The organism is Nonomuraea angiospora, assembly GCF_014873145.1.
GTDB lineage: Bacteria > Actinomycetota > Actinomycetes > Streptosporangiales > Streptosporangiaceae > Nonomuraea > Nonomuraea angiospora.
The window spans coordinates 2,128,406-2,154,342 of record NZ_JADBEK010000001.1 but is presented as its reverse complement, the minus strand read 5'-3'; the positions used below and the strand labels follow the sequence as shown (position 1 = coordinate 2,154,342).

The 25,937-nt window shown below is 71.6% G+C and carries 19 protein-coding genes; 6 read left to right on the top strand and 13 right to left on the bottom strand.

Annotation, left to right across the window (positions count from 1 at the left end; translation table 11 throughout):
* Positions 1-122 precede the first annotated feature (122 nt).
* Complete coding sequence (locus H4W80_RS09745; RefSeq protein WP_192784788.1) at positions 123-1,481, top strand: serine/threonine-protein kinase; 1,359 nt, start codon at positions 123-125, stop codon at positions 1,479-1,481.
* Positions 1,482-1,533: 52 nt separating this feature from the next.
* Here H4W80_RS09745 and H4W80_RS09740 read toward each other — a convergent pair whose 3' ends face one another.
* Complete coding sequence (locus H4W80_RS09740) at positions 1,534-2,763, bottom strand: MFS transporter (RefSeq protein WP_225963342.1); 1,230 nt, start codon at positions 2,761-2,763, stop codon at positions 1,534-1,536.
* Positions 2,764-3,000: 237 nt separating this feature from the next.
* Here H4W80_RS09740 and H4W80_RS09735 point away from each other — a divergent pair, with 237 nt between their 5' ends.
* A complete protein-coding gene (locus tag H4W80_RS09735; protein WP_192784787.1) occupies positions 3,001-5,133 on the top strand; it encodes an ATP-binding protein in 2,133 nt (710 codons plus the stop codon).
* On the opposite strand, the gene H4W80_RS09730 is transcribed toward H4W80_RS09735, so the two are convergent.
* Entirely contained in the window at positions 5,082-5,576 is a 495-nt protein-coding gene (locus H4W80_RS09730) for a hypothetical protein (protein ID WP_192784786.1), read from the bottom strand. The two genes, H4W80_RS09735 and H4W80_RS09730, sit on opposite strands and share 52 nt — an antisense overlap.
* 293 nt (positions 5,577-5,869) lie before the next feature.
* Between H4W80_RS09730 and H4W80_RS09725 the strand changes: the two genes are divergently transcribed.
* Positions 5,870-6,919 carry an aldo/keto reductase gene (locus H4W80_RS09725; RefSeq protein WP_192784785.1) on the top strand — a complete coding sequence of 350 codons (1,050 nt, stop codon included), beginning with the start codon at positions 5,870-5,872 and terminating at the stop codon, positions 6,917-6,919.
* Between the two features lie 71 nt (positions 6,920-6,990).
* Here H4W80_RS09725 and H4W80_RS09720 read toward each other — a convergent pair whose 3' ends face one another.
* The 5 genes from H4W80_RS09720 to H4W80_RS09700 all read right to left on the bottom strand — a co-directional run bounded on the left by H4W80_RS09720 (position 6,991) and on the right by H4W80_RS09700 (position 12,442).
* The gene (locus H4W80_RS09720; RefSeq protein WP_192784784.1) at positions 6,991-7,611 is read right to left on the bottom strand and encodes a hypothetical protein; all 621 of its coding nucleotides are present in this window, start codon (positions 7,609-7,611) and stop codon (positions 6,991-6,993) included.
* Positions 7,598-9,160: a VWA domain-containing protein gene (locus H4W80_RS09715; protein ID WP_192784783.1), complete on the bottom strand. Its 1,563-nt coding sequence runs from the start codon at positions 9,158-9,160 to the stop codon at positions 7,598-7,600. The genes H4W80_RS09720 and H4W80_RS09715 overlap by 14 nt, the downstream gene beginning before the upstream one ends.
* Positions 9,157-10,299 carry a toxic anion resistance protein gene (locus H4W80_RS09710; protein WP_192784782.1) on the bottom strand — a complete coding sequence of 381 codons (1,143 nt, stop codon included), beginning with the start codon at positions 10,297-10,299 and terminating at the stop codon, positions 9,157-9,159. Before H4W80_RS09710 ends, H4W80_RS09715 begins: the two co-directional genes overlap by 4 nt.
* Positions 10,300-10,314: 15 nt before the next feature.
* Complete coding sequence (locus H4W80_RS09705) at positions 10,315-11,397, bottom strand: hypothetical protein (protein ID WP_192784781.1); 1,083 nt, start codon at positions 11,395-11,397, stop codon at positions 10,315-10,317.
* Between the two features lie 94 nt (positions 11,398-11,491).
* The gene (locus tag H4W80_RS09700) at positions 11,492-12,442 is read right to left on the bottom strand and encodes a DMT family transporter (RefSeq protein ID WP_192784780.1); all 951 of its coding nucleotides are present in this window, start codon (positions 12,440-12,442) and stop codon (positions 11,492-11,494) included.
* A gap of 105 nt (positions 12,443-12,547) precedes the next feature.
* Here H4W80_RS09700 and H4W80_RS09695 point away from each other — a divergent pair, with 105 nt between their 5' ends.
* From H4W80_RS09695 to H4W80_RS09685, 3 genes are read left to right on the top strand one after another with little or no spacing between them, the layout of a single operon-like run.
* Positions 12,548-13,144, top strand: coding sequence for a TetR/AcrR family transcriptional regulator (locus H4W80_RS09695; RefSeq protein ID WP_225963341.1), 597 nt, complete (start codon positions 12,548-12,550; stop codon positions 13,142-13,144).
* A complete protein-coding gene (locus H4W80_RS09690; protein ID WP_192784778.1) occupies positions 13,144-14,880 on the top strand; it encodes an ABC transporter ATP-binding protein in 1,737 nt (578 codons plus the stop codon). Before H4W80_RS09695 ends, H4W80_RS09690 begins: the two co-directional genes overlap by 1 nt.
* Entirely contained in the window at positions 14,877-16,829 is a 1,953-nt protein-coding gene (locus tag H4W80_RS09685; protein ID WP_318786781.1) for an ABC transporter ATP-binding protein, read from the top strand. The genes H4W80_RS09690 and H4W80_RS09685 overlap by 4 nt, the downstream gene beginning before the upstream one ends.
* 73 nt (positions 16,830-16,902) lie before the next feature.
* On the opposite strand, the gene H4W80_RS09680 is transcribed toward H4W80_RS09685, so the two are convergent.
* The 6 genes from H4W80_RS09680 to H4W80_RS09655 are packed head-to-tail and all read right to left on the bottom strand — an operon-like array spanning position 16,903 to position 25,928.
* Positions 16,903-17,694 carry an NAD-dependent epimerase/dehydratase family protein gene (locus H4W80_RS09680; RefSeq protein ID WP_192784777.1) on the bottom strand — a complete coding sequence of 264 codons (792 nt, stop codon included), beginning with the start codon at positions 17,692-17,694 and terminating at the stop codon, positions 16,903-16,905.
* Positions 17,691-21,581, bottom strand: a complete 3,891-nt coding sequence (locus H4W80_RS09675) for a hypothetical protein (RefSeq protein WP_192784776.1) — start codon at positions 21,579-21,581, stop codon at positions 17,691-17,693. Before H4W80_RS09675 ends, H4W80_RS09680 begins: the two co-directional genes overlap by 4 nt.
* On the bottom strand, positions 21,578-22,423 hold the full coding sequence (locus H4W80_RS09670) for a carbohydrate ABC transporter permease (RefSeq protein WP_318786780.1): 846 nt from the start codon (positions 22,421-22,423) through the stop codon (positions 21,578-21,580). Before H4W80_RS09670 ends, H4W80_RS09675 begins: the two co-directional genes overlap by 4 nt.
* Positions 22,420-23,319: a carbohydrate ABC transporter permease gene (locus H4W80_RS09665; RefSeq protein WP_192784775.1), complete on the bottom strand. Its 900-nt coding sequence runs from the start codon at positions 23,317-23,319 to the stop codon at positions 22,420-22,422. The genes H4W80_RS09670 and H4W80_RS09665 overlap by 4 nt, the downstream gene beginning before the upstream one ends.
* A 1-nt stretch (position 23,320) precedes the next feature.
* Positions 23,321-24,652 (bottom strand): ABC transporter substrate-binding protein, encoded by a 1,332-nt coding sequence (locus H4W80_RS09660; RefSeq protein WP_192784774.1) that lies wholly within the window; start codon positions 24,650-24,652, stop codon positions 23,321-23,323.
* A 25-nt stretch (positions 24,653-24,677) separates the two neighbouring features.
* Positions 24,678-25,928, bottom strand: a complete 1,251-nt coding sequence (locus tag H4W80_RS09655) for an enolase C-terminal domain-like protein (protein ID WP_192784773.1) — start codon at positions 25,926-25,928, stop codon at positions 24,678-24,680.
* Positions 25,929-25,937 lie beyond the last annotated feature (9 nt).

The window sequence follows — 25,937 nt, the reverse complement described above, 5'->3', positions numbered from 1 at the left end:
AAAGTGGAAGGGTCAACATTTGTCCGCATTTATGCGGAAATTGTGATCTGTGGATACCGGTGCCTCTTGATCGCGAGTGTGGGAAGCTTTTGTCCGGTCTGTTGGTGCTGTTGGGGGGCTCGGTGAATCAGCCGCTGGTGGAGGACGATCCGCGACGGCTGGGGTCGTACGACATCGTCGGCCGCCTCGGCGAGGGCGGCCAGGGCGTCGTCTACCTCGGGCGGGCGGCGGGCGGCGAGCCGGTCGCCGTCAAGCTCCTGCATCGTGGCCTGCTGACCGACCCCAGGGAGCGCAACAGGTTCCTGCGCGAGGTGGAGCTGGCCCAGCGCGTGGCCAGGTTCTCCACCGCGCCCGTGCTCCACGCCGACCTCGCGGGGCGGCGGCCGTACATCGTCAGCGAGTACGTGCCCGGGCCCTCCCTGCACGACCTGGTCACCGTCGAGGGGCCGCGGCGCGGGGCCGCGCTCGACCGGGTGGCGATCAGCACCGCCACCGCGCTGGCCGCGATCCACCGCGCCGGGATCCTGCACGGGGACTTCAAGCCCGGCAACATCCTGATGGGGCCGGAGGGGCCCGTCGTGATCGACTTCGGCGTCGCACGCGCCCTGGACGCGCCGGGCACCACCTCGACCGGCTCGGTGATGGGGACGCCGTCCTACCTTGCGCCGGAGCAGCTCGGCGGGCTGCCGGTGACGGAGGCGGCCGACGTCTTCGCGTGGGGCGTGACCATGGTGTTCGCCGCCTCGGGGCGGGCCGCGTTCGGCACGGACTCCACCCCGGCGGTGATCAACCGCATCCTCAACAGGGAGCCGGAGATCTCCGGGCTGGCCGGAACGCTGCTCGAACTCGTCACCGCCAGCCTGTCCAAGGACCCCGCCGAGCGGCCGCGCGCCGACGACCTGGTCGCCCGGCTCACCTCGCCGACCGCGCTGCCCTCGCCAAGCGCGCTGCCGTCGCTGAGCGCCTCGCCGGCGTCGGCCGCACTGTCCTCGCCCCCGCGCCCTCCGGCCGCCAGGCGCCGCCGTACGGCGATCATGGCGGCGGCCGGTGTCGCGGCGGCGGCGCTGATCGTCACGGGCGGCCTGTTGATCAACGGGGGCGGCCGGCCGGTGGGATCGCCTCCCGGGCAGAGCACGACGTCCCAGTCCCTCGTGCCCTCCGTCACGGCCGAGCCCACGACGCCGGCGCAGACCGACAAGGCGGAACGCCGGACGACGTCAGCCCCGGCACCCAGGCGGACGCCCCGCCCGAAGACCTCGGCGCCCGCCCCCGAGCCGACCCGCACCGAGAAATCCGTGAGCGCCCCGGTGAGCGACGATTCGGGGGTGGGCCCGACCTCCGGTCCGACCTCCGGTCCGACCTCCGGCCCCAGCTCCGAAGATCCCCCGGAGCGGCCCGCGGAGACCACCGCCGCCCCCGCCCAGACGCAGCCGGCGCCCACGCTCCAGAACCCCTTCACCTGCATTCCCTCGATGTGCTGACCGGATCTCACAGCCGCGGGAGCCGCTGCCCGTTCACCGTGCCTGCCTGCCCTCACCCCGCGAGAGCCGTCGCGGCGGGCACGCGCGCGCCGGCTCTGTGCTCCCGGACCCCCAGCAGGAGGACCAGGCCGAGCAGCGGCCCCGCGGCGAGCGTGGCGAAGGCCCAGAAGAACGAGTGCGTCGCCTGGAACACCGCGCCGAGCACCACCGGCACGATCGTGCTGCCGAGCTGCCAGAACGCGTTCGTCGCGCCGGCCGCCGACCCGGCGAGCCGGACCCCGGCGAGCTCCGGGATCAGCGCGATCATCAGCGGGCTGTACACGTACGCCGCGACCCCCAGGAACGGCGCCACCCACAGGAACCCGCTCAGGCTGTCGCGGGTGCCGAACACCAGCAGCGCCACGACGAAGGCGGCGAGCACGGCGACGGCCGGGAGCTTGCGCCGGCCGCCGAGCAGGTCGGACACCATGCCCATGAACGGCTTCGCCGCGACGGCGGTGACGCCGAAGACGGCGACCACGGTGCCGGCCTGCACGGGGGTCAGGTGGCTGCCCTTGATCATCAGCGCGTTGGACCAGGTGATGAAGCCGTAGGTGCCCCACAGCGCGCCGAACCCGGCCAGCCCGAGCAGCCACAGGTCCCGGTCGCGGGCCAGCGGGCGCAGGTCCGGCACCGCGCGGGCGGCGTACGCGGCCCTGGTGTCGCGCAGCAGCAGCAGGCACAGGACCGCGACGACCATCGAGGCGGCGCCGAACACGTGGTAGGACGTACGCCACCCGGAGGCGGCGATGAGGCTCGGGACGACCGCGTTCGCGATCACCGTGCCCAGCGAGGTGGCGGTCATGAACACGCCCATGGCGAACCCGCGGTCCTTGGCCGGGAACCACTGGGAGATGAGCTTGACCCCGGCCGAGTAGTCGCACCCGGCGAACACCCCCACCCCGGCCTGGAACGCGATGCCCGTCGCCACGGAGTCCGTCCCGCCGAAGAGGATCATGAACCCGCCGGCGAGGAAGAGCGAGCAGCCGACGACCAGCCGGGGGCCGAGCCAGTCGGTCAGCACGCCGCCCGCGGCGTTGGAGACGACGTAGCCGACGTAGTAGCCGGTGGCGAAGACGCCGAGCCCGGCCGGCGACACGTCCAGGTGCTCGCCCACCGCCACCGAGGCGGGACCCCACGTGGAGCGGTCCACGGCGGTCATCGTGAACGACGCCCACGCCAGCGCCAGCACGACCCAGCGGTACGGGCGGCGGGCGACGACCGGCTCCTCGGCGAGACTCATGATGAACAAGGAATCACAGGGAGCCGGTGCGATTCATCGAAATCAAGCGTCCGGCAAATTTATGGCTCTCATTGGCAAAGATGGTGCGGGACGCCTTTTGCCGGGAAATGAGAACTCGCGTCTGCGGCGACTCCCGGGCGGCTGTGCCGGGAAACGGGCCAGGAATACTCTGGGGTGTGGAGGCTTGGCGCCGTTCGGTTTCTCACGGGAGTGGCAGGGCCCCTCATGGTGTTTTTGTTGGATAAATCGACCTTCATTGGGCGAAGGTGGGAACTGTCGGCGGCGCGCAAGGCCCTGTCCAGGACGCGGCTGCTCACCCTGACCGGCCCCGGCGGGGTCGGCAAGACCCGGCTGGCGCTCAGGCTCGCGGAGAACCTGCGGAACAAGTACCGGGACGGCGTCGAGGTGATCGAGCTCGCCACCCTGGAGACCGGCGAGCTGCTGGAGCCGGCGGTGGCCGCGGCCCTGGGCCTGCGCGGAGTTCACCGGGCTCCCATGGGGGTGCTGGTGGAGCACCTGTCCAACAGGCGGATGCTGCTGGTCCTGGACAACTGCGAGCACCTGGACCTGCTCTGCGGGCACTTCGTGGAGCGGCTGCTGCACGCCACGCCCCGCCTGCAGGTCCTGGTGACCAGCAGGCACTCGCTGGGCGTGAACGGCGAGCAGGTGCTCCCGGTCCCGCCGCTGTCCGTTCCCGAGCCCGCCCATCCGTTCCATGAGGTCGAGGCCGACGCGGCGCTCCACGAGGAGGCGCAGGCCGGCCCGCGGACGCCCGGCCGCACCACCGTACGGGAGGCCGCCCGACACGATTCGGTGCGCCTTTTCGTGGAGCGCGCGGCGCACGTCGTGCCGGGCTTCTGCCTGAACGCGGGCAACCTCGCCTGCGTGGTGCGGCTGGTGCGGCGGCTGGAGGGGATCCCGCTGGCGATCGAGCTGGCCGCGGCCCGGCTGCGCACCCTGCCGCTGGAGGAGCTCGCGTACGAGCTGGACCAGCGCTTCGACGTGCTGGCCACCGGCGGTCCCATGGCCCTGCCGCGGCACCAGACGCTGCGGGCGACCATCCAGTGGAGCTTCCGGCTCTGTTCGCCCGAGGAGCGCCGGCTGTGGGCGCGGCTGTCGATGTTCGCCGGGGGAGTCGATCTGGACACGGCGGAGACGGTGTGCTCGGGCGAGGGCATCGACGCGGCCGACGTGCTCGACCTCCTGGCCGGGCTGGTGGACAAGTCGGTCCTGTGCCGGGGCGGGCTCGGCTTCCGCATGCTGGAGAGCCTGCGCGCGTACGGCTGCGAGCAGCTGACGCCCGCCGAGCGGCAGTGGCTGCGCGGGCGCTTCGTCGGCCACTACCGCGAGCTGACGGAGACGCACCGGACCGACCAGCTGGTGCCCGACCAGCTCGATCGGTACCTCGCCCTGCGCCAGGAGCTGCCCAACATCCGCGTCGCGCTCCAGGCGTGCCTGAACGAGCCGGCGCTGGCGCCCCTGGGGCTGGGCACCGCGTCCGCGATGTGGTGCTTCTGGGTGCTCGCCGGCGCGCTCACCGAGGGCCGCTACTGGATCGAACGCGGCCTGGAGCTGGTGCCGGAGCCCGGCCGGGCCAGGGCGACGGCGCTCTGGGCGGACAGCATGCTCGCCCTGCGTCAGGGAGATCTCGACGCGGCGCTGCCGCTGCTGGAGGACTGCCGCGCCCTCGCCGCCAGATCGGGGAACGAGGACCTCGTGCCGTACGCCGTCCGGACCGCGGGCGTGGCGGCCTGCACCGCCGGCGACACCCGGCGCGGCCTCGCCCTGCTGCGCGAGTCGCTCGCCCTCCACCGGTCCTTGAACGACATGGACGGGCTCATGTTCAACCTCTATTTCGCCGCCGCGTACGGATCGATCGAGGATCCCGGTCTCGCCGCGGAGTTCGGCGAGGAGCTGCTGGCCCTGAGCGAGTCCCACCACGCGCTCGTGTCACGTGCGTACGCCCAGTTCGCGCTCGGCGTCGCGCGGTGGAACCTGGGCGACTACGAGCAGGCCGAGGCGCTCCTGACGTCGGCCGCGCAGTTCACCGGGGAGATCGACGACCGGTGGTGCCTCACCCAGTGCCTGGAAGTGCTCGCCTGGATCGCCGGCGCCCGCGAGGAGCACGAGAGGGCGGCCGAACTTCTCGGCGCGGCCCACGCGTTGTGGCAGGCGGCGGGCGCCTCACCCGAACGGCTCTGCTACCACGCCGCCTGGCACGAACGCTGCACGCGGCAGGCCCGCCACGCCCTCGGGAAACCGGCGTTCACGTCCGCCTTCCGCCACGGGGCGAAGCTCGGCGTCGGCCGCGCCGTCACCTACGCGGTCCGGCTTCCGGCGGTCCAGTCCGAGTTGCGGCACTCGTCCTGAGCATTCATCGGGATCTCGAACCAGAAGGCATGGTCCGTGGCGCCCCAGCAGCAGGCCAGCCGCCGGAACACCCGCAGATCATGCGGCATCGGCCCGTCGTCCGCGTCCTCCGTCCCGACCTCGCAGCGCAGCACGCCTTCGGTGGCCCAGACGGTCAGCTGGTACGGCCCGGGCGCGTGCTCCTCGACATCGGCGACCAGCTGGTCCACCAGCACTTCGGCGGCCTCTGCCAGCCCGTCGAGCCCCCATGAGGCCAGCCGGGCATGGATGAGGGGCCGCGCCCGCGTGTCCGACGACAGCGACCAGGAGGCGATCCGCTCACCCGGAACCTCGTTCTCGTCGGAACCCAGGATCTTGGACCTGATCCAGTCCCAGACGCGGCCCAGGAAGCTCAGGTCGAGATGGTGTCCGGTGCTCTGGTTCATCAAGGCGTGGTCGTTCATGTGGCACTCCCACATGTGAGTCGGTGGTCGCCGACGAATGCGGATGGGCACCGTGGCCGGTGCTTGCACATGGTTGACGATTCCTTCTTCTCTCGACGGTGTTGTCGATGGATCCAGCGTGCGTACGGCGGCGGCGCGAGCGGTACGGGATGGATACCCGTATGACTACCTAGTCGGTCGAACGTAAGTACGTAGTCCCGGCCGCACGGCTCCGGCTTGATCTAGAGTCGGCTCTAGCTCGTAGGCTCCGACGCGCGCCCAGCACCCCCATCCACATCGCTAGGAGTCTGATCATGCGTTACCGCGTCCTCGGCGGCACGGGCATCGAGGTGAGCGTCCACTGTCTCGGCGCCATGATGTTCGGCGCCGTCGGCAACCCCGACCACGACGACTGCGCCCGGATCATCCACCACGCCCTCGACCAGGGCGTCAACTTCATCGACACGGCCGACATGTACTCGGCCGGCGAGTCCGAGGTGATCGTGGGCAAGGCGCTGCGGGGCCGCCGCGACGACGTCGTGCTCGCCACGAAGGTGCACTTCCCGATGGGGGAGGGGCCGAACCGGGGCGGCAACTCGCGGCGCTGGATCCTCAAGGAGGTCGAGGAGAGCCTCAAGCGGCTCCAGACCGACTGGATCGACCTCTACCAGGTGCACCGGCCCGACCACACGACCGACATCGAGGAGACGCTCGACGTGCTGGGCGACCTCGTCGGGCAGGGCAAGATCCGGGCGTTCGGCTGCTCGACGTTCCCCGCCGAGGACATCGTCGAGGCGCACCACGTGGCCGAGCGCCGCGGCCTGCGGCGCTTCAGGACCGAGCAGCCCCCGTACTCGCTGCTCGCCCGCGGCGTCGAGGCCGACGTGCTGCCGGTGTGCCGGCGGTACGGCATGGGCGTGCTGACCTGGAGCCCGCTCGCGTCCGGCTTCCTGACCGGACGGATCAGGAAGGGGCAGCCCATCGACCTGACCACCGGCCGCGCCTCGCTCAGCCCCAACCGCTTCGACCCCTCCATCCCCGAGAACGCCGCCAAGCTCGAGGTGGTGGAGGAGCTGATCGAGCTCGCGGCGGACCTCGGCTGCTCGCTGCCCGAGCTCGCGGTCGCCTTCCCCGCCGCGCACCCGGCCGTCACCTCGGTGATCATCGGCCCGCGCACCATGGAGCAGCTGGAGGCGACGCTCAAGGGCGCCGCGCTCACCCTCGACGACCGGACCCTCGACCGCATCGACGAGATCATCCCGCCGGGCACCGACCTCTACCGCGCCGACGGCGCCTGGCGCCGCCCGGCGCTGACGGACACCGCCCGCCGGCGCCGCCTGCCCGCCGACCGCGCCGCAGGCTGAGCCCCCGGAACCCGCGGATCCCCCGAGCCCACGAGTCCGCAAGCTCCCGAGCCCGCGAGCTCGTGGGGCCCTCAGCCCAGGTCCAGCTCGGAGCCGCCGAACTTGTCCCGCAGGAACCGGCCCTGATCGCGCAGCGCCTGCTCGTCCCCCCGGTGGATGGCCTCGGCCACCTTGCGCAGCTGGGCGTCGAGCAGGGCGAGCTGGGCGAGCAGCTCCTCGTGTGCGCTGCGCTCCCGCCCGCCGCGGCGGGTGAGGGCGTAACCGCGCGGCAGGTTCGCGTACGCCTCCAGGCTGGCGGGCAGGTACTGGCGGATCGTCTGCGACACCACGTGCAGCTGGTCGGGGGAGGCGGTGAGCTGCTCGGCGCGGTCCAGCACGCCCCTCAGCACCTCGGCCAGCGCGTCCACGGCCGCGTGCACGTCGTCGGGGAAACGCCCGCCGATCCGCCGCAGCAGCTCGTCCAGGTCCGCCCTGAGCGCCCGCGTCTCCACCTCGGCGTGCGAGATCGTCAGCCGGACCCGGTCCGGCGGGGCGAGCAGGGCGCCCACCCCGTACAGCGCCACCACGACCACCGGCCAGAACGCGCCCGCCAGGCCCAGGAAGTGGGCCACCAGGCCGAGCAGCGCCAGGCAGGAGCCGGCGATGTTCCGGTTCGAGCCCAGGTAGCGCAGCACGCGCTCACTGATAGCCACGGATCTCCTTGAACGCGCTGCTCAGCGACGTCTTGCGGGCGTCGAACACGGCGCCGCCGGTCAGCTCGGCGACCTTGCGCATCTCCTCGACGTCGCTCTCGCCGAACAGCACCACGAACGCCGGCGCCCGCCGCTCCTCCGGCAGCGCCCGGTAACGGGCCTCGAAGGCCGCGTAGTCGGAGCCGTCGGTGTTGTCGCCGTCGGTCATGAGCACGACCGAGGTGTAGTGCCCGGGCGTCACCGGGCGGTCGTAGGCGGCGGCCAGGCTGTCGTAGATCGCGGTGCCGCCGCCCGCGGACAGCCCTTCCGCGAACTTCTTGATCTGGGCGAGCACCGGCGCGGGGTCGCGTTCGGGCACGGTGAACGGGACCGGCCTCATCGGCGTGTCGCTGAACGGGATCATCGTGACGGCCTCGCGGTTGCTGAAGCGCGAGAACGCGCCGGAGGCGGAGGTGTCGGCGCCGGTCAGGGCGACCAGCGCCTGCTTCAGCGCGTCGATCCGCTCGCCCGCCATCGAGCCGGAGGTGTCCAGCACGAACCGCGCCTCCGCCGGGACCCGCACCTGGTTGAGGTAGGTGGCGATCAGCTCGTCGGCGGTGCTGCGCCGGTTGGGGAACGGCAGCTCGATCAGCTGCCTGCCGCCGAAGCGCGGGTCAGGGGTCACGCCGGGCGCGATCGGCCGGCGGTGGGTGCCGGTCATGATGTCCTTCTGCACGGCGGGGCTGCGCAGCCACGCGGTCAGCTTGCCGTACAGGGCCTTCTTGGGCTCGGGGGCCGAGGCGAGCAGCGTGAGCGGGTAGTCGGCGGTGACCACGCCGTCGGACGGGTAGACGAGCGTCAGCGGCTCGCGCATCCCCAGCAGGACCGACTCGTAGTTGACCATGCCGTCCACGCGCCGGTCGCGGGCGTAGGCGTCGGCCAGCCACCCCGACGAGCCGGCCGTCAGGCGCTGCGCCGAGAAGAACTCCTTCAGCCGCGGCGTCACCGACGCGACCTGCCCGGCGCTGAGCGCGCCGTCCGCGTCCGACAGCGCCGCGGCCACCCCGACCAGGGCGGAGAAGCCGGAGTTGGAGGAGGCGGGGTTCGTCATGGCGAAGCCGAACCTGCCCTCCTTGGCCGCCCGCGCGATGTCGGCCCAGGTGACCTGCCTGCCGTCCCAGCCTAGCTCGCGGGCCTTGGCGGGCTTCAGCCCCAGCACGACGGGGGAGACCATGATCTTGGACTGGGTGGACAGCCTGGCCTGCGCGCCGTCGATCAGGGACAGGTAACGGTTGGAGGAGAACCAGACCGCGTCCAGCCGGCCGTCGGCGCGGCCGCTCGCGACCTGCTCGGCGCCGTCGAGGGTGCCGGTGTAGGTGAGCCGCACCTTGACGCCGGCCTCCGCCTCGGCCCGCTTGAGCAGCGGCTCGAGGTCCTTGATCTCGCTGCCGGCCAGCACCCGGAGCACGTCGGGCGCGTCGGCGGGCTCCCCGCCCCCGCTCCCGCCGCAGCCCGCCAGCAGGGCGGCGAGCAGGACGAGGGGCAGCGCTCGTCTCGGGGCTCGTCTCATCGCTCGCCCTCCCGCGCCCGCTCCAGGTACGTCTTGGCGTGCCCAAGCTCGGCGGACAGGCTGTCGACGGTGACCGCCATGTTGTCCACGGCCTTCGCCCGGAACGCGTCGATCGTGTCCATCGTGGCGTAGACGTTGTCGAACGCCTGCCGCAGCGTGTCCAGGTCCACGGTCGTCGAGGCCGCCTGGTTCTGGATCGCGCCCGCCTGGGTGCGCAGCATCTCGCTGGTGGCCAGGATCAGGTCGCCGGTCGTGGCGTTCAGCGCGGTGATCTGGTCGAGCACCAGCTTCTGGTTCGCCAGCGCCTGCGCGACCGTCACCGCCGTGCGCAGCGCCGCGACCGTGGTCGTGGTGGCGCGGTCCACGCCCTTGCTCAGCTCAAGGTTGTTCTTGCGTACGAGGTCGAGCGCCAGATAGCCCTGGGCCGACACGGCGAGCTGGGTGAGCAGGTCCTGGTGGCGCTGGCGCACGGTGAACAGCGCGTCGGAGCGCAGCGCCGTGGCCCGCTCCTCGTCGGCCAGCGCGATGCGCTCCTCCAGGGCGGCGTCCATGGCCTGGGCCAGGACCGCGTACTCCTGCAGCCGGGTCATCGTCTCCCACAGGTTCGCCTTCTCGCCCTCGATGGCGGCGTTGTCGCGCAGCAGCTCGTCCTGGCCGGACTTCAGCGCGCGGATGATGTCGTCGATGTGCTTCTGCGCGGAGTGGTACTTGGCGAAGTAGTCGCGCAGCCGGTCGCCGAACGGGATGAGCCCCAGGAGCTTGCGCGTCCCGCTCGCCGCCTGCTTCGGGTCCAGGTCCACGACGGTACGGCGCAGCGCCACCAGCTCCTTGGCGACCCTGGCCTGGGCGTCGGCGCCCTCTCCCCGGGCCGCGTCCAGGGCGGCGACCGGCCGCTTGAGCATGCGGTTGGCCACCTGGGAGGCCGACTTGATCTCGGTGTCGCCCATCGAGGAGATGTCGTGCACCTTGCGGGAGAACTCGGGGGAGCGGTGGTCGAGCCCGCTCAGCTCGCCGGCGAAGTCGCGGGCCTTGGCGGCCAGCTCGGCGGCGCGCTCGCCGGCGATCGGCAGCATGGTGGCCGCCGTCTCGGCCGGGACCGGGGCGACCGGCTCGGGCGGCGTGAGCACCAGATCGGACACGTGCGGGTCTCCTTGCTAGGGCCGGGCTGAATCGATGGTGGTGATGAGCTGGTCCAGCCGCTCGTACGTGGGCGGCTCGACGACGTCCACCAGCTCGGCCGCCGCCGGCGCCCCGGTCTTGGCGACCAGGCCGGCGAACGCCTTCGGGTCGGTGGTGCGGAAGCCGTACGCGGCCGCAAGGGCCTGCAGCTCGGCGTCCTTCGTGAGCAACTGACCCACCCGGTCGCCCGGCTGGGTCAGCGGGACCAGCGTGTGCTTGCTGAGCACGGTCGGCGAGGGATAGATCAGCCGCATCTCGGGCTTGATCGCGCCGTCGCCGGCGAAGACGTGCGCCAGGTACTGCGCCTCGTAGACGACCAGCAGCGGCGTCTTGCCCGCGCCCAGCGCCAGGTAGTCGTCGAACGACGCCTCGCTGGTGGACTCGGAGAAGCCCTGGTCGAGCACGGCGGGCGCGATCATCGGGGCGATCTTGGCGATCTGCGCGTCGGAGGTGGGCACGTCCTCGCCGTTGGCGACATAGCCGATGGCCGACAGGTACATGGCGGCGGAGTTGGAGGTACGGATGTCGGTGGTGGTGAGGAGGACCCGCTTACGAGCCGGGTAAGCAGAATTGCCGGGAAGCTGATCCCAGCGAGTGTCTTTGCCTATTAAATCGAGATATTTCCTAATATCGAGGATTTGGTAGCCTTTGCCGGAATCCCGGACCACGCCCGCCCCCGCCAGCAGCTTCGCGATCGGCTCGAACGTGGCCACCGCCATCGGCGAGTAGAACGGCGAATACGTGGTGACCGCCTTGCGGTCGCGCTTGATCCGCTCGGCGGCCGGAACGCTGGAGGGGAAGGCGAAGGCGTAGCGGCTCAGGTCCACGTCGGCGACGATCTGCCGCGACCCCGCGGTGTCCACCTCGACCCGCAGCCCGTGCTTGGCGAAGGCCGCCTTGACCCGGGGATCGTCGAAGAACGGCTTCTTCTCCGACCCGATGACCCCCCGCACCACCAGCGCCTGCGGGGCCTCGTCATCCCGGTTCCCGAAGAGGATCGCCACGCCCGCCACCCCGGCCAGAACCGCCGCCAGAATGACCCCGATCCAGCGCTTCATCGCACCCTGTCTCTTGAAATAACCCCCATGGCTGGAATTATGGGAGGGCGATTACCGGGTCCGCGCCGTCGGAAAGGCGACCTTACGGCAGAATTCATCCCCCGTTCACGGTCGGGGCCGGGTGATCCGGCGTGCCGGGGACCTGCTCGGGCTGAGCGGGGACGGGCCGGGGCGCGGCGCGCTGGGTGAGGGCGATGGCGGCGAGGATGACGGCGGCGCCGACCGGCTGGTTCCAGCTGAGGCCCTCGTTCAGGACGGCCACGCCGGAGATCGCGGCGAAGACCGGCAGCAGGTAGGTGACCGTGGAGGTCGTGGTGACCCCGGCGCGGACCTGCACCCAGTACAGCAGCAGGTACGCCAGCCCGGTGCCCAGCCCGCCGAGCCCGGCCAGGCTCCACCAGACCGCCGCGGGCGCGTGCGGGTCCACCAGCGGCACCCCGGCCAGCAGCGTGATCACGGCCAGCTGCACCGCGCCGCTGAGCAGTTGCCCGGCGGCCAGCACGACCGGCGGCTCGGGGCGCCGGCCGGTGATGAAGCGGCCCATGTAGGCGCCGCCGATCCCGTAGCAGGCCGCGGCGGCGAAGCAGGCCAGGCTGCCGCCGAGCTGCCCGCCGCCCATCGGCTGCCAGATCCCGAGCACGACCATGACGCCCGCGAAGCCGAGGCCCAGGCCCGCCACCCGGCCGGTGGTCGCCTTCTCGGTGCGCAGCAGCAGGGTGAAGGCGAGCGTGCAGAGCGGGGTGGTGGCGTTCCAGATGGCGGCGACCACGGAGGAGACGTACTGCTCGCCGTACGCGAAGAGGGTGAACGGCAGCGTGGTGAGCACGATCGAGGCGACCTGGAAGTGGCCCCACAGGCGCGGGTCGCGCGGCAGCCGCCTGCCGCCGAGCAGCACGGCCAGCAGGAGTACCAGCGCCCCGACGACCATCCGGCCGAAGGAGACCTGGAGCGGGTGCAGGGCCTCCACGGCGACCTTGATGAAGAAGAAGCTGTTGCCCCAGATGGCGGCGAGCAGCAGGAAACCGGGCAACCAAGGTTTGAGCACGGATGGAGCGTAGCGGTTGGTCCCGACGTATAACCATTTGAACGAGTGAGTACTCGCTCATTAGGATTGCCCGCTATGAACAGGAGGAGACGAAGGGTGCCGGCCATGGCGCCGGAAGACCGCCGTGCCGCGCTCATCGCCGCCACGCTCCCGCTGCTGCGCGAGTTCGGCGCCGCGGTGAGCACCCGTCAGATCGCCGAGGCCGCGGGCGTGGCCGAGGGCACGATCTTCGGCGTCTTCCCCGACAAGGCCTCGCTGCTGCGGGCGACGCTGATGGTCGCCTTCGACTCGCGGCCGGCGGCGCAGGCGCTGGCGTCCATCGGCACGCGGGCCGAGCTGCGTGAGCGGCTGAGCGAGGCGGTCGCGATGCTGCGGAAGGGGATGAGGGCCAACGCCAACCTCATGGCCGTGCCCAAGCAGCTGATGGCCGACGACGCCGAGTTCTTCGAGCAGATCATGGAGGGCCGGCGTCTGATCGTGGACGGCCTGGCCGCCCTGATCGAGCCCGACCGCGACCGGCTGCGCCGCTCGCCCCAGGCCACGGCGCAGCTGCTGCTCGTGCTGATCGCGTCGAGCGAGCACCGCGGCTTCGGCCGGATCGGCGAGTTCGGCGACCTGGACGACGAGGAGATCGTCTCCGTCCTGCTCGACGGGCTGCTCGTGCGGCCCGATACCACCCCATCGACAGAAAGCTCCTCTTGATGCTGCTCCGTCTCCTGCGGGTCCAGCTCAGGCCGTACGGGAAAGAGATCACGCTCGTGGTCCTCTTCCAGTTCGTGCAGACCCTGGCCACGCTCTATCTCCCCACGCTCAACGCCGACATCATCGACGACGGCGTCGTCAAGGGCGACACCGGCACCATCATGCGCATCGGGCTGGTGATGCTCGGTGTGACCCTCATCCAGATCGTCTGCTCGATCGTGGCCGTCTACTACGGCGCCCGCACCTCGATGGCCCTGGGCCGGGACCTGCGGGCCGCGATCTTCCACCGGGTGCAGCACTTCTCCGCCCAGGAGGTCAACAGGTTCGGCGCCCCGTCCCTGATCACCCGGACCACCAACGACGTGCAGCAGGTCCAGCTGCTCGTGCTGATGACGTTCACGATGATGGTGGCGGCGCCGATCATGTGCGTCGGCGGCATCGTGCTGGCGCTGCGCCAGGACGCGGCGCTGTCGTCGCTGCTGCTCGTCGTGCTGCCCGTGATGATCGTCATCGTGGGCGTGATCGTGGTGCTGATGCGCCCGCTCTTCCGCACGATGCAGGAGCGCATCGACCGGATCAACCAGGTGCTGCGCGAGCAGATCACCGGCATCCGGGTCATCAGGGCCTTCGTCCGCGACAAGCACGAGCGCGAGCGCTTCGGCGTGGCCAACGACCAGCTGACCGACGTGTCGCTGCGGGTCGGGCGGCTGATGGCGCTGATGTTCCCCTCGGTGATGCTGGTGGTGAACGTCTCCAGCGTCGCCGTGGTGTGGTTCGGCGGGCACCGCATCGCCGACGGATCCATGCAGGTGGGCGCGCTGACCGCGGTCATCTCCTACCTGATGCAGATCCTCATGTCGGTGATGATGGCGATGTTCATGTTCATGATGATCCCGCGGGCCGAGGTGTGCGCCGAGCGCATCGAGGAGGTGCTCGACACCGAGCCGACCGTGCACCCGCCGAAGGCCCCCGTCACCCCGGACAGACATCTGGGCGAGCTGGAGCTGCGGTCCGTGGACTTCCGCTACCCGGGCGCCGAGGAGCCGGTGCTGTGCGACGTGAGCTTCACGGCGCGGCCCGGCCGTACGACCGCGATCATCGGCAGCACGGGCAGCGGCAAGACGACGCTGCTCAACCTCATCCCGCGCCTGTTCGACGCGACCGCCGGCGAGGTGCTCGTCGACGGCGTCGACGTGCGCGACCTCGACGAGGCCGCGCTCTCCCGGGCGGTCGGCCTGGTCCCGCAGTCTCCTTACCTCTTCTCCGGCACCGTCGCCTCCAACCTGAGGTACGGCCGGCCGGACGCGACGGACGAGGAGCTGTGGAAGGCCCTGGAGGTGGCCCAGGCCCGCGAGTTCGTCGAGGCGATGCCCGGCGGCCTCGACGAGCCGATCTCCCAGGGCGGCACGAACGTCTCCGGCGGCCAGCGCCAGCGCCTGGCCATCGCCAGGACCCTGGTGCACCGGCCCGAGATCTTCCTGTTCGACGACTCCTTCTCCGCCCTCGACTACGCCACCGACGCCCGGCTGCGCGCGGCGCTGGCCGAGGAGATCGCCGACGCCACGATGGTCATCGTGGCCCAGCGGGTGAACACCATCCGCGACGCCGACCGCATCCTCGTCCTCGACGAGGGCCGCGTGGTCGGCAGCGGCACCCACGCCGAACTCATGACGACCTGCCCGACCTACCGGGAGATCGTGCTGTCCCAGCTCACCGAACAGGAGGCCGCGGCATGACGACCCAAGCGCCCGCGCGCCGGCCCCAGCCCGGTTTCGGGCCGGGCAGGATGATGTCCGGGCCCGCCGAGAAGGCCCTCGACTTCGGCGGCACGCTCCGCAGCGTGCTGCGGCTGCTGCGCCCCGAGCGCACGCTGCTGGCCGTCGTCCTGGCCCTCGGCACGGCCAGCGTCGCGCTGACCGTGACGGGTCCCAAGATCCTCGGCCACGCCACCGACCTGATCTTCGCCGGCATCATCGGGGCCCAGCTGCCCGCCGGGGTCACCAAGGAACAGGCCGTGGCGGGGCTGCGCGCCAAGGGCCAGGGCACGTTCGCCGACCTGGTGTCGTCGATGAACGTGGTGCCCGGCCAGGGCATCGACTTCACCGCGCTGGCCCAGGTGCTGGCCTGGGTGCTGGCGATCTACGTGGTGGCGGCGCTGCTCGGCATCGTGCAGTTCCGGCTGACCACGACCATCGTGCAGCGGGCGGCGTTCCGGCTGCGCGAGCGGATCGAGGCCAAGCTGGGGCGGCTGCCGCTGAGCTACTTCGACGGCCAGCCGCGCGGCGAGATCCTCAGCCGCGCCACCAACGACACCGACAACATCGCCCAGACGCTGCAGCAGACGATGAGCCAGCTCATCTCCTCGGTGCTGACGGTCGTGGCGGTGCTCGTGGTGATGTTCTGGATCTCGCCCGTGCTGGCCCTCATCGCGCTGGTCAGCGTGCCGGTGTCGGTCTACGTCACCACCGTCATCGGCAAGCGCTCGCAGCCGCAGTTCATCAAGCAGTGGTCCTCGACGGGCAAGCTCAACGGCCACATCGAGGAGATGTACGGCGGCCACACGCTGGTCAAGGTGTTCGGCAGGCAGAAGGAGGCCGCCGAGATCTTCGAGCAGCACAACGACGCCCTGTTCACCTCCAGCTTCCGCGCCCAGTTCATCTCCGGGATCATCCAGCCGGCGATGATGTTCATCGGCAACCTCAACTACGTGCTGGTCGCCGTGGTGGGCGGGTTCAAGGTGGCCTCGGGCTCGATCTCGCTGGGCGACGTGCAGGCCTTCATCCAGTACTCGCGGCAGTTCAGCCAGCCGCTGACCCAGGTGGCCGGCATGGCCAACCTGGTGCAGTCGGGCGTCGCCTCGGCCGAGCGGGTCTTCGAGCTGCTGGAGGCTCCCGAGCAGTCGGAGGAGCCGGCCAAGCCGGAGCGGCCGGCGCAGGTCAGGGGACGGGTGGCGTTCGAGAACGTGTCCTTCCGGTACGCGCCGGACCGGCCGCTGATCGAGAACCTGTCGCTGACCGTGGAGCCCGGCCAGACCGTGGCCATCGTCGGCCCCACGGGAGCGGGCAAGACGACGCTGGTCAACCTCATCATGCGCTTCTACGAGGTGACCGGCGGCCGCATCACGCTCGACGGCGTCGACATCGCCGAGATGTCCAGGGAGGAGCTGCGCGCCAACATCGGCATGGTGCTGCAGGACACCTGGCTGTTCGGCGGCACCATCGCGGACAACATCGGCTACGGGGCGGAGGGCGCCACCCGCGAGCGGATCGAGGCCGCCGCGGAGGCCGCCCACGTGGACCGCATCGCGCACACGCTGCCCGACGGCTACGACACGATGATCGACGAGGAGGGCGGGACGGTCAGCGCGGGCGAGAAGCAGCTGATCACGATCGCCCGGGCGTTCCTGTCCGAGCCGGCGATCCTGATCCTGGACGAGGCCACCAGCTCGGTCGACACCCGCACCGAGGTGCTCATCCAGCGGGCGATGAGCTCGCTGCGCGAGGGGCGCACCAGCTTCGTGATCGCCCACCGGCTGTCCACGATCCGCGACGCCAGCCTGATCCTCGTCATGGAGGACGGCCGGATCGTGGAGCAGGGCACGCACGAGTCGCTGCTGGCCGAGGGCGGGGCCTACGCCCGCCTGTACTCGGCCCAGTTCGCCCAGGCCGTCGTGGAGGTCGACTGACCCGTTCCCGGCGGGGCGGGAAGCCCGCCCCGCCGGATCGGCCGAACGGCATGTCGCGGAGGTCCCCGCCGGATCAGCCGAGAGGCATGTCGCAGAAGCCTCCGCCCACCCGGTGGAGCAGTGGATCGGCGGGGTCGAAGGCGTCCGCCCCGGGAATGCCGTCGGCGAAGCGTTCGGCGTCGTCCAGCGGCCGGTAGCCGATCGCCTCGCCCTCGGCGAGCGACCACCAGCGCCGGGTGTTGGCCGAGATGCCCCACAGCAGCCGGAACCCCGGCGGTTTCGCGGCCAGGCACGCCTCGACCAGCCGCGCCGCGTCCCCGTACGAGAGCCAGATCGCCAGGTCGGCAAGCGCGACGGGCCGCGGCCGGAACGCCCCGATGCGCAGGCAGCTGACGTCGATCCCGAAACGGGAGTGGTACAGGCTGCCGAGGGCCTCCACCGTCGCCTTGCTGACGCCGTAGTAGGTGTCGGGGCGGGGCGGCACGTCCGCGGGGAGGACACCGTCGTCCCTGGTCCAGAACCCGGCGGCGTGGATGCTGGAGGCGAGGACGACCTTCGGCACGCCCTGCCCGCGCACGGCTTCGAGGACCTTCTGGGTGCCGTCCACGTTGGCCGCCAGGATCCGCTCCCATGACGCCTCACCGCTGAGCCCGCCGAGGTGCACGACCGCGTCCACGCCCCGGCACGCCTCGCCGAGGGCGTCGGGGTCGGTGAAGGACACCTGCCGGAGCTCCTCGCCCGGGGCGGCGGGCCCCAGCGGCGCGATGTCGAGCAGCCGCAGCGTTCTGCCGGGCCGGGCCAGCAGCGGGCGGAGCGCCGTTCCGATGCGGCCCGCAGCCCCCGTGACGAGGATCCGGCGGGTCATCGGCGATCCTCCGTGTAGTGCGCCGGAGTCACCGGATCGGGCGTGTACGGGGGCCGGTTGTAGGTGTGCCGGCGCCGGAACGCCTCCTCGACCGGCGGCTCCCAGTGCCGCCAGCCGCGCGGGTCGGTGTCCACCGGGGGCGACTTCGCTCCGACGCCGTTGCCGTTCTCGGCGGCGACGGCGTACTCGTGGACCGTGACGCCCGCGGGCAGCTCACCGGACGACGGCTCGGCCAGGCCCGGCACCACGCCCGCCACGTCTTCGCTGTGGCCGAACGCCAAGCCCGCGAAGACCTCGCGGTATCCGTCGGTGCCCTTGCGCCGCCGGTACAGGCGATACCGGCCGGCGCCGAGGACCTCGCCCCACGTCGCGGTCACCTTGCCGTCCGACAGCCGGAGCCGGAGCCCGTCGGGAGCCGGGGGAGGCCCGCCGGTCGCGTAGACGGGGTAGTCGGGGCCCGGCTCGCCGTTCCCCGCGACGACGCGGACGTGGTATTTGGCGCCGTTCGCCAGGCCGGACAGCGTGACGGGGCTTCGCCGCGCCGAGCCTGCGCTTTCCCACGTCACGCCGCCGTCCGTGCTGCGCTGGACGTCGTACGAGTCCGCCGCGGCGGAGTGGGTGAAATGCACGACGGCGCCACCGCTGACGTTCTCGGTCCGCAGCACCCGCGAGGGGACCGGACGCGGCACGCCCTCGGTGAGCTCCCAGCGATGCCGCCCTTCGGGCAGTTCGACGGAGACCTCCTCGTCACTGAGCGGGGTGGCGCGTGCCGGGACGCCGTCGATGAAGATCCGCGCGCGACCCAGACCGCCCGCGACGCGCAGCCGCGCCGTCGCAGCCTTCCGCGTCTGGTACGTGCCCTCGATCGCGCGCGGCTCCCGGAAGTCGAGGCTGATGGCGAGCTCCGGATCGCCGCTGGTCAGCGTGACGTCGCCGGCGCCGATGAGCGTGCCGCGGAACAGGGCGAGCTGCCGCCGGCCGTCGTGCCGGAGCCGGACGGCGCCGGCCGTCCCGAGGAAGCGCAGGCCGTCCGCGGCGACTTCCACCGGCCCGCCCTCGTGGCGGAACACGTGGTCGACCGCGTGCGGCGTGCTGATCCGCGCTCCCCAAGGGGCCGTGGTGGTCACGCTCAGGTCCTCGCGGTGGCTGACGATCGCCAGGATGTCGCCGTCGCCGCCCTCCAGGCGCAGGATCCGCGAGGCCGGTGTCACGATCTCGCCGTCCCGCCGCGCGCCTCGCACGATATGAATGTACGGCATGCGGTCCGGCAGGAACGTGAAGCTGTTGGCGTCGTGGCCCGTGGGCCGCGTGAGCGCCGACCAGGTCCAGACGGTGCGCTGATCGGGCGCGAACGCGTCGTAGGTCGCGATGTAGTCGGCCCCCATCAGCAGGACGCTCCGGCTCCGGTACGCGCCGGCCACCGGACCGTCCGGATGCGGGACGATCTCGGCGAACTGCGCCCAGCCGAGGTCGTGGAAGGGCCTGTCGAGCGTGTTCTGGCCGATCGAGCGGAACGAGCCGTCCTTCCACACGGCGCACGACGTGGCGAACGTGGCGTCGGGGACGCGCCGGTCACCCGCGTCCTCGGGACCGTGGCCGCTGTAGGACCGCCCCGCGGCGTAGTAGTAGAGGTGCCCGGAGCCGTTGTCGTCGGCGATGCCCCAGCGGTAGTTCGGCCCGTGATCGACCTGCTGGAGGAAGACGGCGACCTCGGAGGGCTCGTCCACGTCGGCGCGCAGCGTGATGCCGTAGCCGGTGTACTTGGAGCTGCGCAGGCGGGGGTTCGTGCCGGTGTTGCCCGCTGTCTCGACGAGCGGGCGCCACGGGTCCGGTGCCCCTGGACGGCTGTCCAGGTGCTTGGCCTCGGCGTCGCTGCCCCACAGCAGGTGCTCGGCGACCAGCGGCCGGAAATGGCGCAGCGCCTCGCCGAGCAGCCGCATCTCGATCGGGGGACGGCGGGGCCAGAAGGCGTGCGCGCCCTGCGCGGGATGCAGGCGCGCCGCGCCGTGCTCGGAGGTCAGGACCGGCGCCGTCAGGGCGTTGACGAGCCAGTCGCCGACCGCCGCGAACTCCGGCGTCGCCAGGCGGTTGCGCCCGTCGGCACGCCGGGCCAGGGCGTTGCCGAGCGTCATCGGCCGCAGGAAGGCCCACACGTACGTGGACAGGCTCTCGGTCCAGCGCCCAGCGGACGACTCCTGGCCGGGGAGCGCCGGCCGCGTGTGGAAGCGCGCGGCGAGCTCGGCGGCCTTCCCGAACTGGTCGAGCCAGCCTGGCGCCGCCTCGTGGCCCGGGAACAGCCAGGCCAGGCAGGCCAGGGCCGCCTTGCCGTCGGCCAGGAAGTTCGGATGCCCGCCGAACATCCGCAGGATCGGCGTCATCTCCTCGTTCGCCGACACGTAGCCGGTGAGCAGCAGCAGCGCGTCCACCTGGCGGCGCTGCCCCGGGCTCAGCCGGCCCGCGAGCCGGTCGTAGCCGTCGAGGAACCGGTCGTAGAGCGGACGCTGCCCGATGTTGAGGTAGCCGGCCAGGTCGTTGACGCCGCGGGCGATCAGGCGCGGCCCCTCGTCGCCCGCGAACAGCGCGGCCAGGAAGTCCTCGGCGGTCGCGAACTCGCCCTCGGTCGCGACCCGCTCGGGACGCCTGCCGTCGTAGGCGAGCCGCCAGTCCTTGACGCGGTCCAGGCTCAGCGTGCCCTGCCAGTGGTGCAGGTCGCGCGCGTAGGTGCTCTGGTAGGCGGCGCCGACGCCGTCCGCCTGCCGCCGCAGCACCTCGCGATCCCGCTCGTGGTCGTAGAAGGCGATCCCGGTCGAGCGGGTCCCGGTACGCAGCGGCCAGGTCCAGCGCAGCACCCCCTCGGCGTGCTTGAACCGGATCTGCAGCAGGTCGGAGGAGGCCCAGGACGCGTAGGACCGGTCGTCCCACCGCGCGTGGTCCCGGATGAAGACGGCCATCGCGTCATCCGTGCGCACGTCCCAGAAGGCAGCGTGCGGCCGGACGTTCCACGCGAAGCTCGGCGCGTACGGCCCGACGGTGAACAGATAGTCCTCGTGCGGCCGCTCGGTGCCGCCGGGGCCGGAGAAGTTCGGGTCCTCGCCGCCGCCGCCGAGGGTCAGCGGCTCGTCGATGCCGGGCCACCGGTACGTCTCCGGACTCCCGGGGTCGAGGTGGTCGGCGGCGTCCTGCGAGCCGGGCCAGGCGGAGGAGAAGCGATGCGTGGGGGAGCAGCCGGTCCAGGCCAGCTCCCAGGCGGCACCGGCGTGCTCCAGCCCGGTCATCTCCTCGGAGAGCTCGACGAAGTCGCAGCCCTGGAGGCAGCGGACGGTCGCGGTGTACCGTGCGCCGTGCGTGAAGTGGTAGGCGATCTCGTAGTCCGCGAACAGCGGGCCGCTCTCCAACAGCCGGGACTCCACGCGTTCCACGCCGCCGCGGACCTGCGAGCGCCCGGCCCAGCCGCGTCCCCGGTCCCACGCGGTCACCGGCCCCGGCGCGACCCCGTCGGCGGCCTGCGAGGCGGGCAACCGTACGCGCAGCACTCCGCTGTCGAGGACGGTGTGACTGTCGGAGACCTCGACGCGCACGGGCCGGTCCGGCCGGGCCGGGGTCCCCGCGGAGAGTACGAAGGCGCGGGTCCGCTCCGGGGCCAGGTCGGCGAAGAAGCAGATGACGGCGGAGACCGCGAGGCCGTCCGCCTCGACGACGTCGGCCGGCTGGAACGGCACAGCCTCCCCGGCGTCGTCCACCAGCCGCAGTTCCCCGATCCGCAGCGACGGCCGCTCCCAGCGCACGGGGTAGCGCAGCAGCGTCCGCGGCCACGCGAACTCCGGATGCCCGATCGCCTCGGCCAGCCGGAACACCACCCGGTCAGCTCCCTCCGGCCACGGTGTCACCTCGCCTCACCCCGCTCGGCCGGCACCGCGACGCCCTGCGTGCCGAACGCCGCGCCGCCCGCGACGCCCTCCACCAGGTACCGCTGGAGCGTCACGAACAGCAGCAGGATCGGCGCCGCGACGATGAACGTGCCCGCCGCGATCAGCGGCCAGTTCTGGGTGTGCTCGCCGAAGAAGGAGTACAGCCCCCGGGTCACCGGCCACAGCTGCTGGTCCGACAGCATGACCAGCGGCAGGATCAGGTTGTTCCAGGCGTGCACGAACCCGAAGATGGCGAACGTGGCCAGCGCCGGCTTCATCTGCGGGATGATGATCGTGAAGATGAAGCGGACGTAGCCGCAGCCCTCCAGTGCCGCCGCCTCGTCGATCTCCTTCGGGATGCCCTTGACGTAGCCGACGAAGAAGAAGAATCCCGCGCCCGACAGGCTGGTGAGGATCAGATAGCCGGGCATGCTGTTGTACAGGCCCAGCGCCTGCGCCTCGATGAACAGGGGGATCAGGCCGCCGGGCAGGAAGCCGGAGAAGACGAAGAAGGCGTAGACCGCGTTGGAGCGCTTGAAGTAGCCGCGCGAGACCGGGAACGCGAGGAAGACGCCCAGGACCAGCGTGACCGTGTCCGGGATGACGGCGTAGACCAGGCTGTTGAGCATCTGCCGGCCGAAGTCGCCCTGGGTCCACGCCTCGCCGAAGTTCTCCAGCGTCCACGGGTCCGGCAGGCCCGTCGGATCCTGAAGGAAGCCGGTGAACGTCTTGAACGACTGGAGGAGCATGTAGACCAGCGGCGCCGCGAACAGCACCGCCGCGATCGCGAAGCAGAGCAGGTTGCGGCCCGTCGCCCTCACAGCTGGATCTCCCGCCTGCGCAGGGTGAACAGCAGCGTGCCGCCGATCACCACGGTGAGGGCGAACTGCAACATCGCCAGCATCGAGCCGTAGCCGAGCTGGCTGGTGCCGCCGAACGCGGAGTCGAACATGTACAGCCCCAGCGTCTTGGTGCCGAAGTTGCCGCCGGTCATGACGAGGATCAGCGCGTACTCGCCGAGCGCGCCCATCGCGGTGAGGAAGATGTTGACGGTCGTGGCGGGGGCCAGCAGTGGCCACGTCACGTGCAGGAACGACCGCCAGCGCCCGGCCCCGTCCAGCGCCGCCGCCTCGTAGACCGGCTTGGGGACGTTGCGCAGGCCCGCGATGTAGATCAGCATCGTGTACCCGGCGAACATCCAGATGTTGACCAGCATCACCAACGGCAGCGCCAGCGAGCTGTCTCCCAGGAACGCCGTCGTGCTGTCGAAGACCGCCTGCCACGCCTGCTCGGCCGGGCCGGTGACCGGGTCGAGGATCAGCGCGAACATCGTGGCGACGACCGCGACCGAGAAGATCTGCGGCATGAAGATCAGCGCCCGGTAGAACGTGTACGAGCGCCCGGGCCGGTTGAGCAGCAGCGCCAGCCCCAGGCCCACGAGGTTCTGCAGCACGGTCACGCCGACCACGTAGATCAGCGTGACCTTCAGCGACTCCCACACCTGTGCCGACAGCGCGGTGAACGCCGCCGTGTAGTTGCACAGCCCGCAGAAGTTGAGCGGCGTGCCCGGCAGGCCGGAGTACTGCGTGAAGGAGTATCCGATGGTGGCCAGCGACGGGTAGAGCCCGAACAGCAGCCACCCGATCCCGGGGATCGCGATGCTCGCCCACGGGATCCACCGCCGGGTACGCCGGGTTCCGAAGGGACTGCCGGCCACGTTACCGGCCTGCCGACTTGGCGTAGGCGGAGGCCGAACGGGACAGGATCGTGTCCAGGCTGTCGGGGCCGATCGGCGCGAGCTTGTAGAAGTCGGGCCCGGCGGCGTCCGGCGGCGCGCCGGCCGGGGTCCACGGCGGCGTCAGCTGCGTGAAGGAGCCTTCGCTGTGCTGGTTGAGCCAGTCCATCCACGGCAGGCCGGTGTTCCGCAGCGCCGGTTGCGCCGACAGCGAGCCGGTCAGCTTCAGCCACTCCTGGTAGTTCTCGGGCTCGGAGAACATCGCCAGCCACTGCATGGCCAGGTCCTTGTGCGGCGCCGAGGCCGGGACGACCCAGGTCAGGTCCGGCTTGAACGCCACCCGGTTGGCCGCCGGGTCGTCGGTGCCCGGCAGCGTGAAGAAGCCCAGGTTCAGCTTCGGGTTGGCCTGCTGGATGGTCAGGCCGTCCCAGGAGCCGTCGACCAGGAAGGGGTAGTCGTCGGTCTTGACCGCCCACACCCCCGGCGCGGTCTGCTGGTCGATGCCCGAGGCGGTGGGCACGACGTACTGCATGACCTTCGCGTAGCGGGCGCCGACCTCCTTGTAGATCGGGTCCGTCCACTTCTGCGTGCCGTCCCAGAACGCCTTCGCGCGGTCGGCGGAGACCCGCACCGACTCGGCGGGCTCGCGGCCCTTCATCAGCAACTGGTTCTCGATGCCCTGCCAGATGCCGCCCTGCATGCCGACCTTGCCCGACAGGAAGATCGGCGTCTTGCCCGCCTTCTTGAGCTTTTCGCAGGCGTCCAGGAACTCCTGGAACGTGGTCGGCACGGCGATGCCGTACTGGGCGAGCAGGTCCTTCTTGTACCAGATGGCCCCGGCCGCCGCGTAGCCGGCGGCCATGACCCCGTAGACGCCGCCGTTGTAACCCACGGCCGCGGCCTGCGTGGCCGCGTCGTAGTTCTTCATGAACGGCTGGTCCTTGAGGTCGGTGAGCTGGCCCGCCGTGATGAGGGCGGCGGCCCCGGCCGGCTGGATCCTGGTGTACTCCGGCGGGAAGCCTCCCTGCGTCGGGGCGAACCTGGCCAGCACGTCCACCGACTTGGCCTGCAGGAGGCTGTTGGACAGCTGGGCCCACGCGCCGTTGGCGGTCGCGGTGCTCTGCAGCCTGACGGTGACGCCCGGGTGCGCCTTCTCGAACTTGGCGTTGAGCCGCTTGGTGAACTCGATGGCACCCGGGTTCGTCCACTGGGCGACGGTCAGCGTGGCGGTCGCGGGGGCGGACGAGGAGTTGCCGGTGGTGCACCCGGCGAGGGTGAGGACGATCGCCACGGCGACCGGCAGGGGGGTTCTCATGAAAAGTGCTCCTTGGGGGGATGGATCACGGCCGCTGGAGAGCGCCGTCGGCCCTGCGCGGCGGACGCCAGGCGGCGGTGGCGGCGGGGGGATACTTCGCGGCCAGGCGCTCGTCGAGGTCGACGCCGAGCCCGGGGCGCTCGCTCGGCCACAGGTGGCCGTCGCGGATCTCGGGGCAGCCCGGGAAGACCTCCCGTACCCGCTCGCCGAACAGGTGCTGCTCCTGGACCCCGAAGTTCGGGCTCGCGAGGTCCAGGGCGAGGTTGGCGGCGTGGCCGACCGGCGAGACGTCGCCGGGGCCGTGCCAGGCGGTGCGCACGCCGAACGCCTCGGCCAGGTTCGCCAGCCGCCAGGCAGGGGTGATGCCGCCGATCGCGGAGATGTGCACCCGGATGAAGTCGCACAGCCGCTCGGCGACCACCGGCCGGTACTCGGACGGGTTCACGAACAGCTCGCCGATGGCGATCGGTGTGGCGCACTGTGCGCGGATCGCGCGCAGCCAGTCGAGGTCCTCGGGCGCCACGGGGTCCTCGAGGTAGAACAGGTCGTACGGTTCCAGGTCCTTGGCCAGGCGGACGGCGTCGGTCGGGTCCACGCGCTCGTGCACGTCGTGGATCAGCTCCACCTCCGCGCCCACCTCGGCGCGGAGATGGTCGAACAGCCCGCGCACCGTGCGCCGGTACGCGGCCGGGTCCCACGCGCCCGGGGTCAGCGGCGGCCGTGCGCTCGCCGGGCCGGCGGCGCTCGGCGCGCCGTACGTGCCGCCGCCGGGCACGGCGACCTGGCAGCGCACGTACCGGTAGCCCGCGTCGAGCCACTGCCGCACCTCGTCGGCGACGGCCTCGGCGTCGATCCCGGCCGCGTGGGTGTAGAGCGGCACCGCCGAACGGCACCGCCCGCCGAGCAGCTGCCACACGGGCAGCCCCGCGACCTTGCCCTTGATGTCCCACAGCGCCATGTCGACGCCGGACAGCGCGTTGTTGAGCACGGGCCCCGACCGCCAGTAGCCGCTGACGTGGAGCATGGCGGCGATGTCGGTGATGTCGGCCGGGTCGCGGCCGATCAGCTGCGGCGCCAGGTACTCGTCGACCGCGGTGCGCACCGCCTTGGCCCGCTGCGTGAACGTCGCGCAGCCGAGCCCGTACAGGCCGGGTTCGCTGGTGTCCACGCGGACGACGGCCAGGGTCGTGCCCGCCGGTGCGGTGAGGATGGTCCTGACCCCGGTGATCCGCAGGCCCGAGCCGTCCGCCCACGGCGGGTCCGGGATGTCGTTCATGGATGTGCT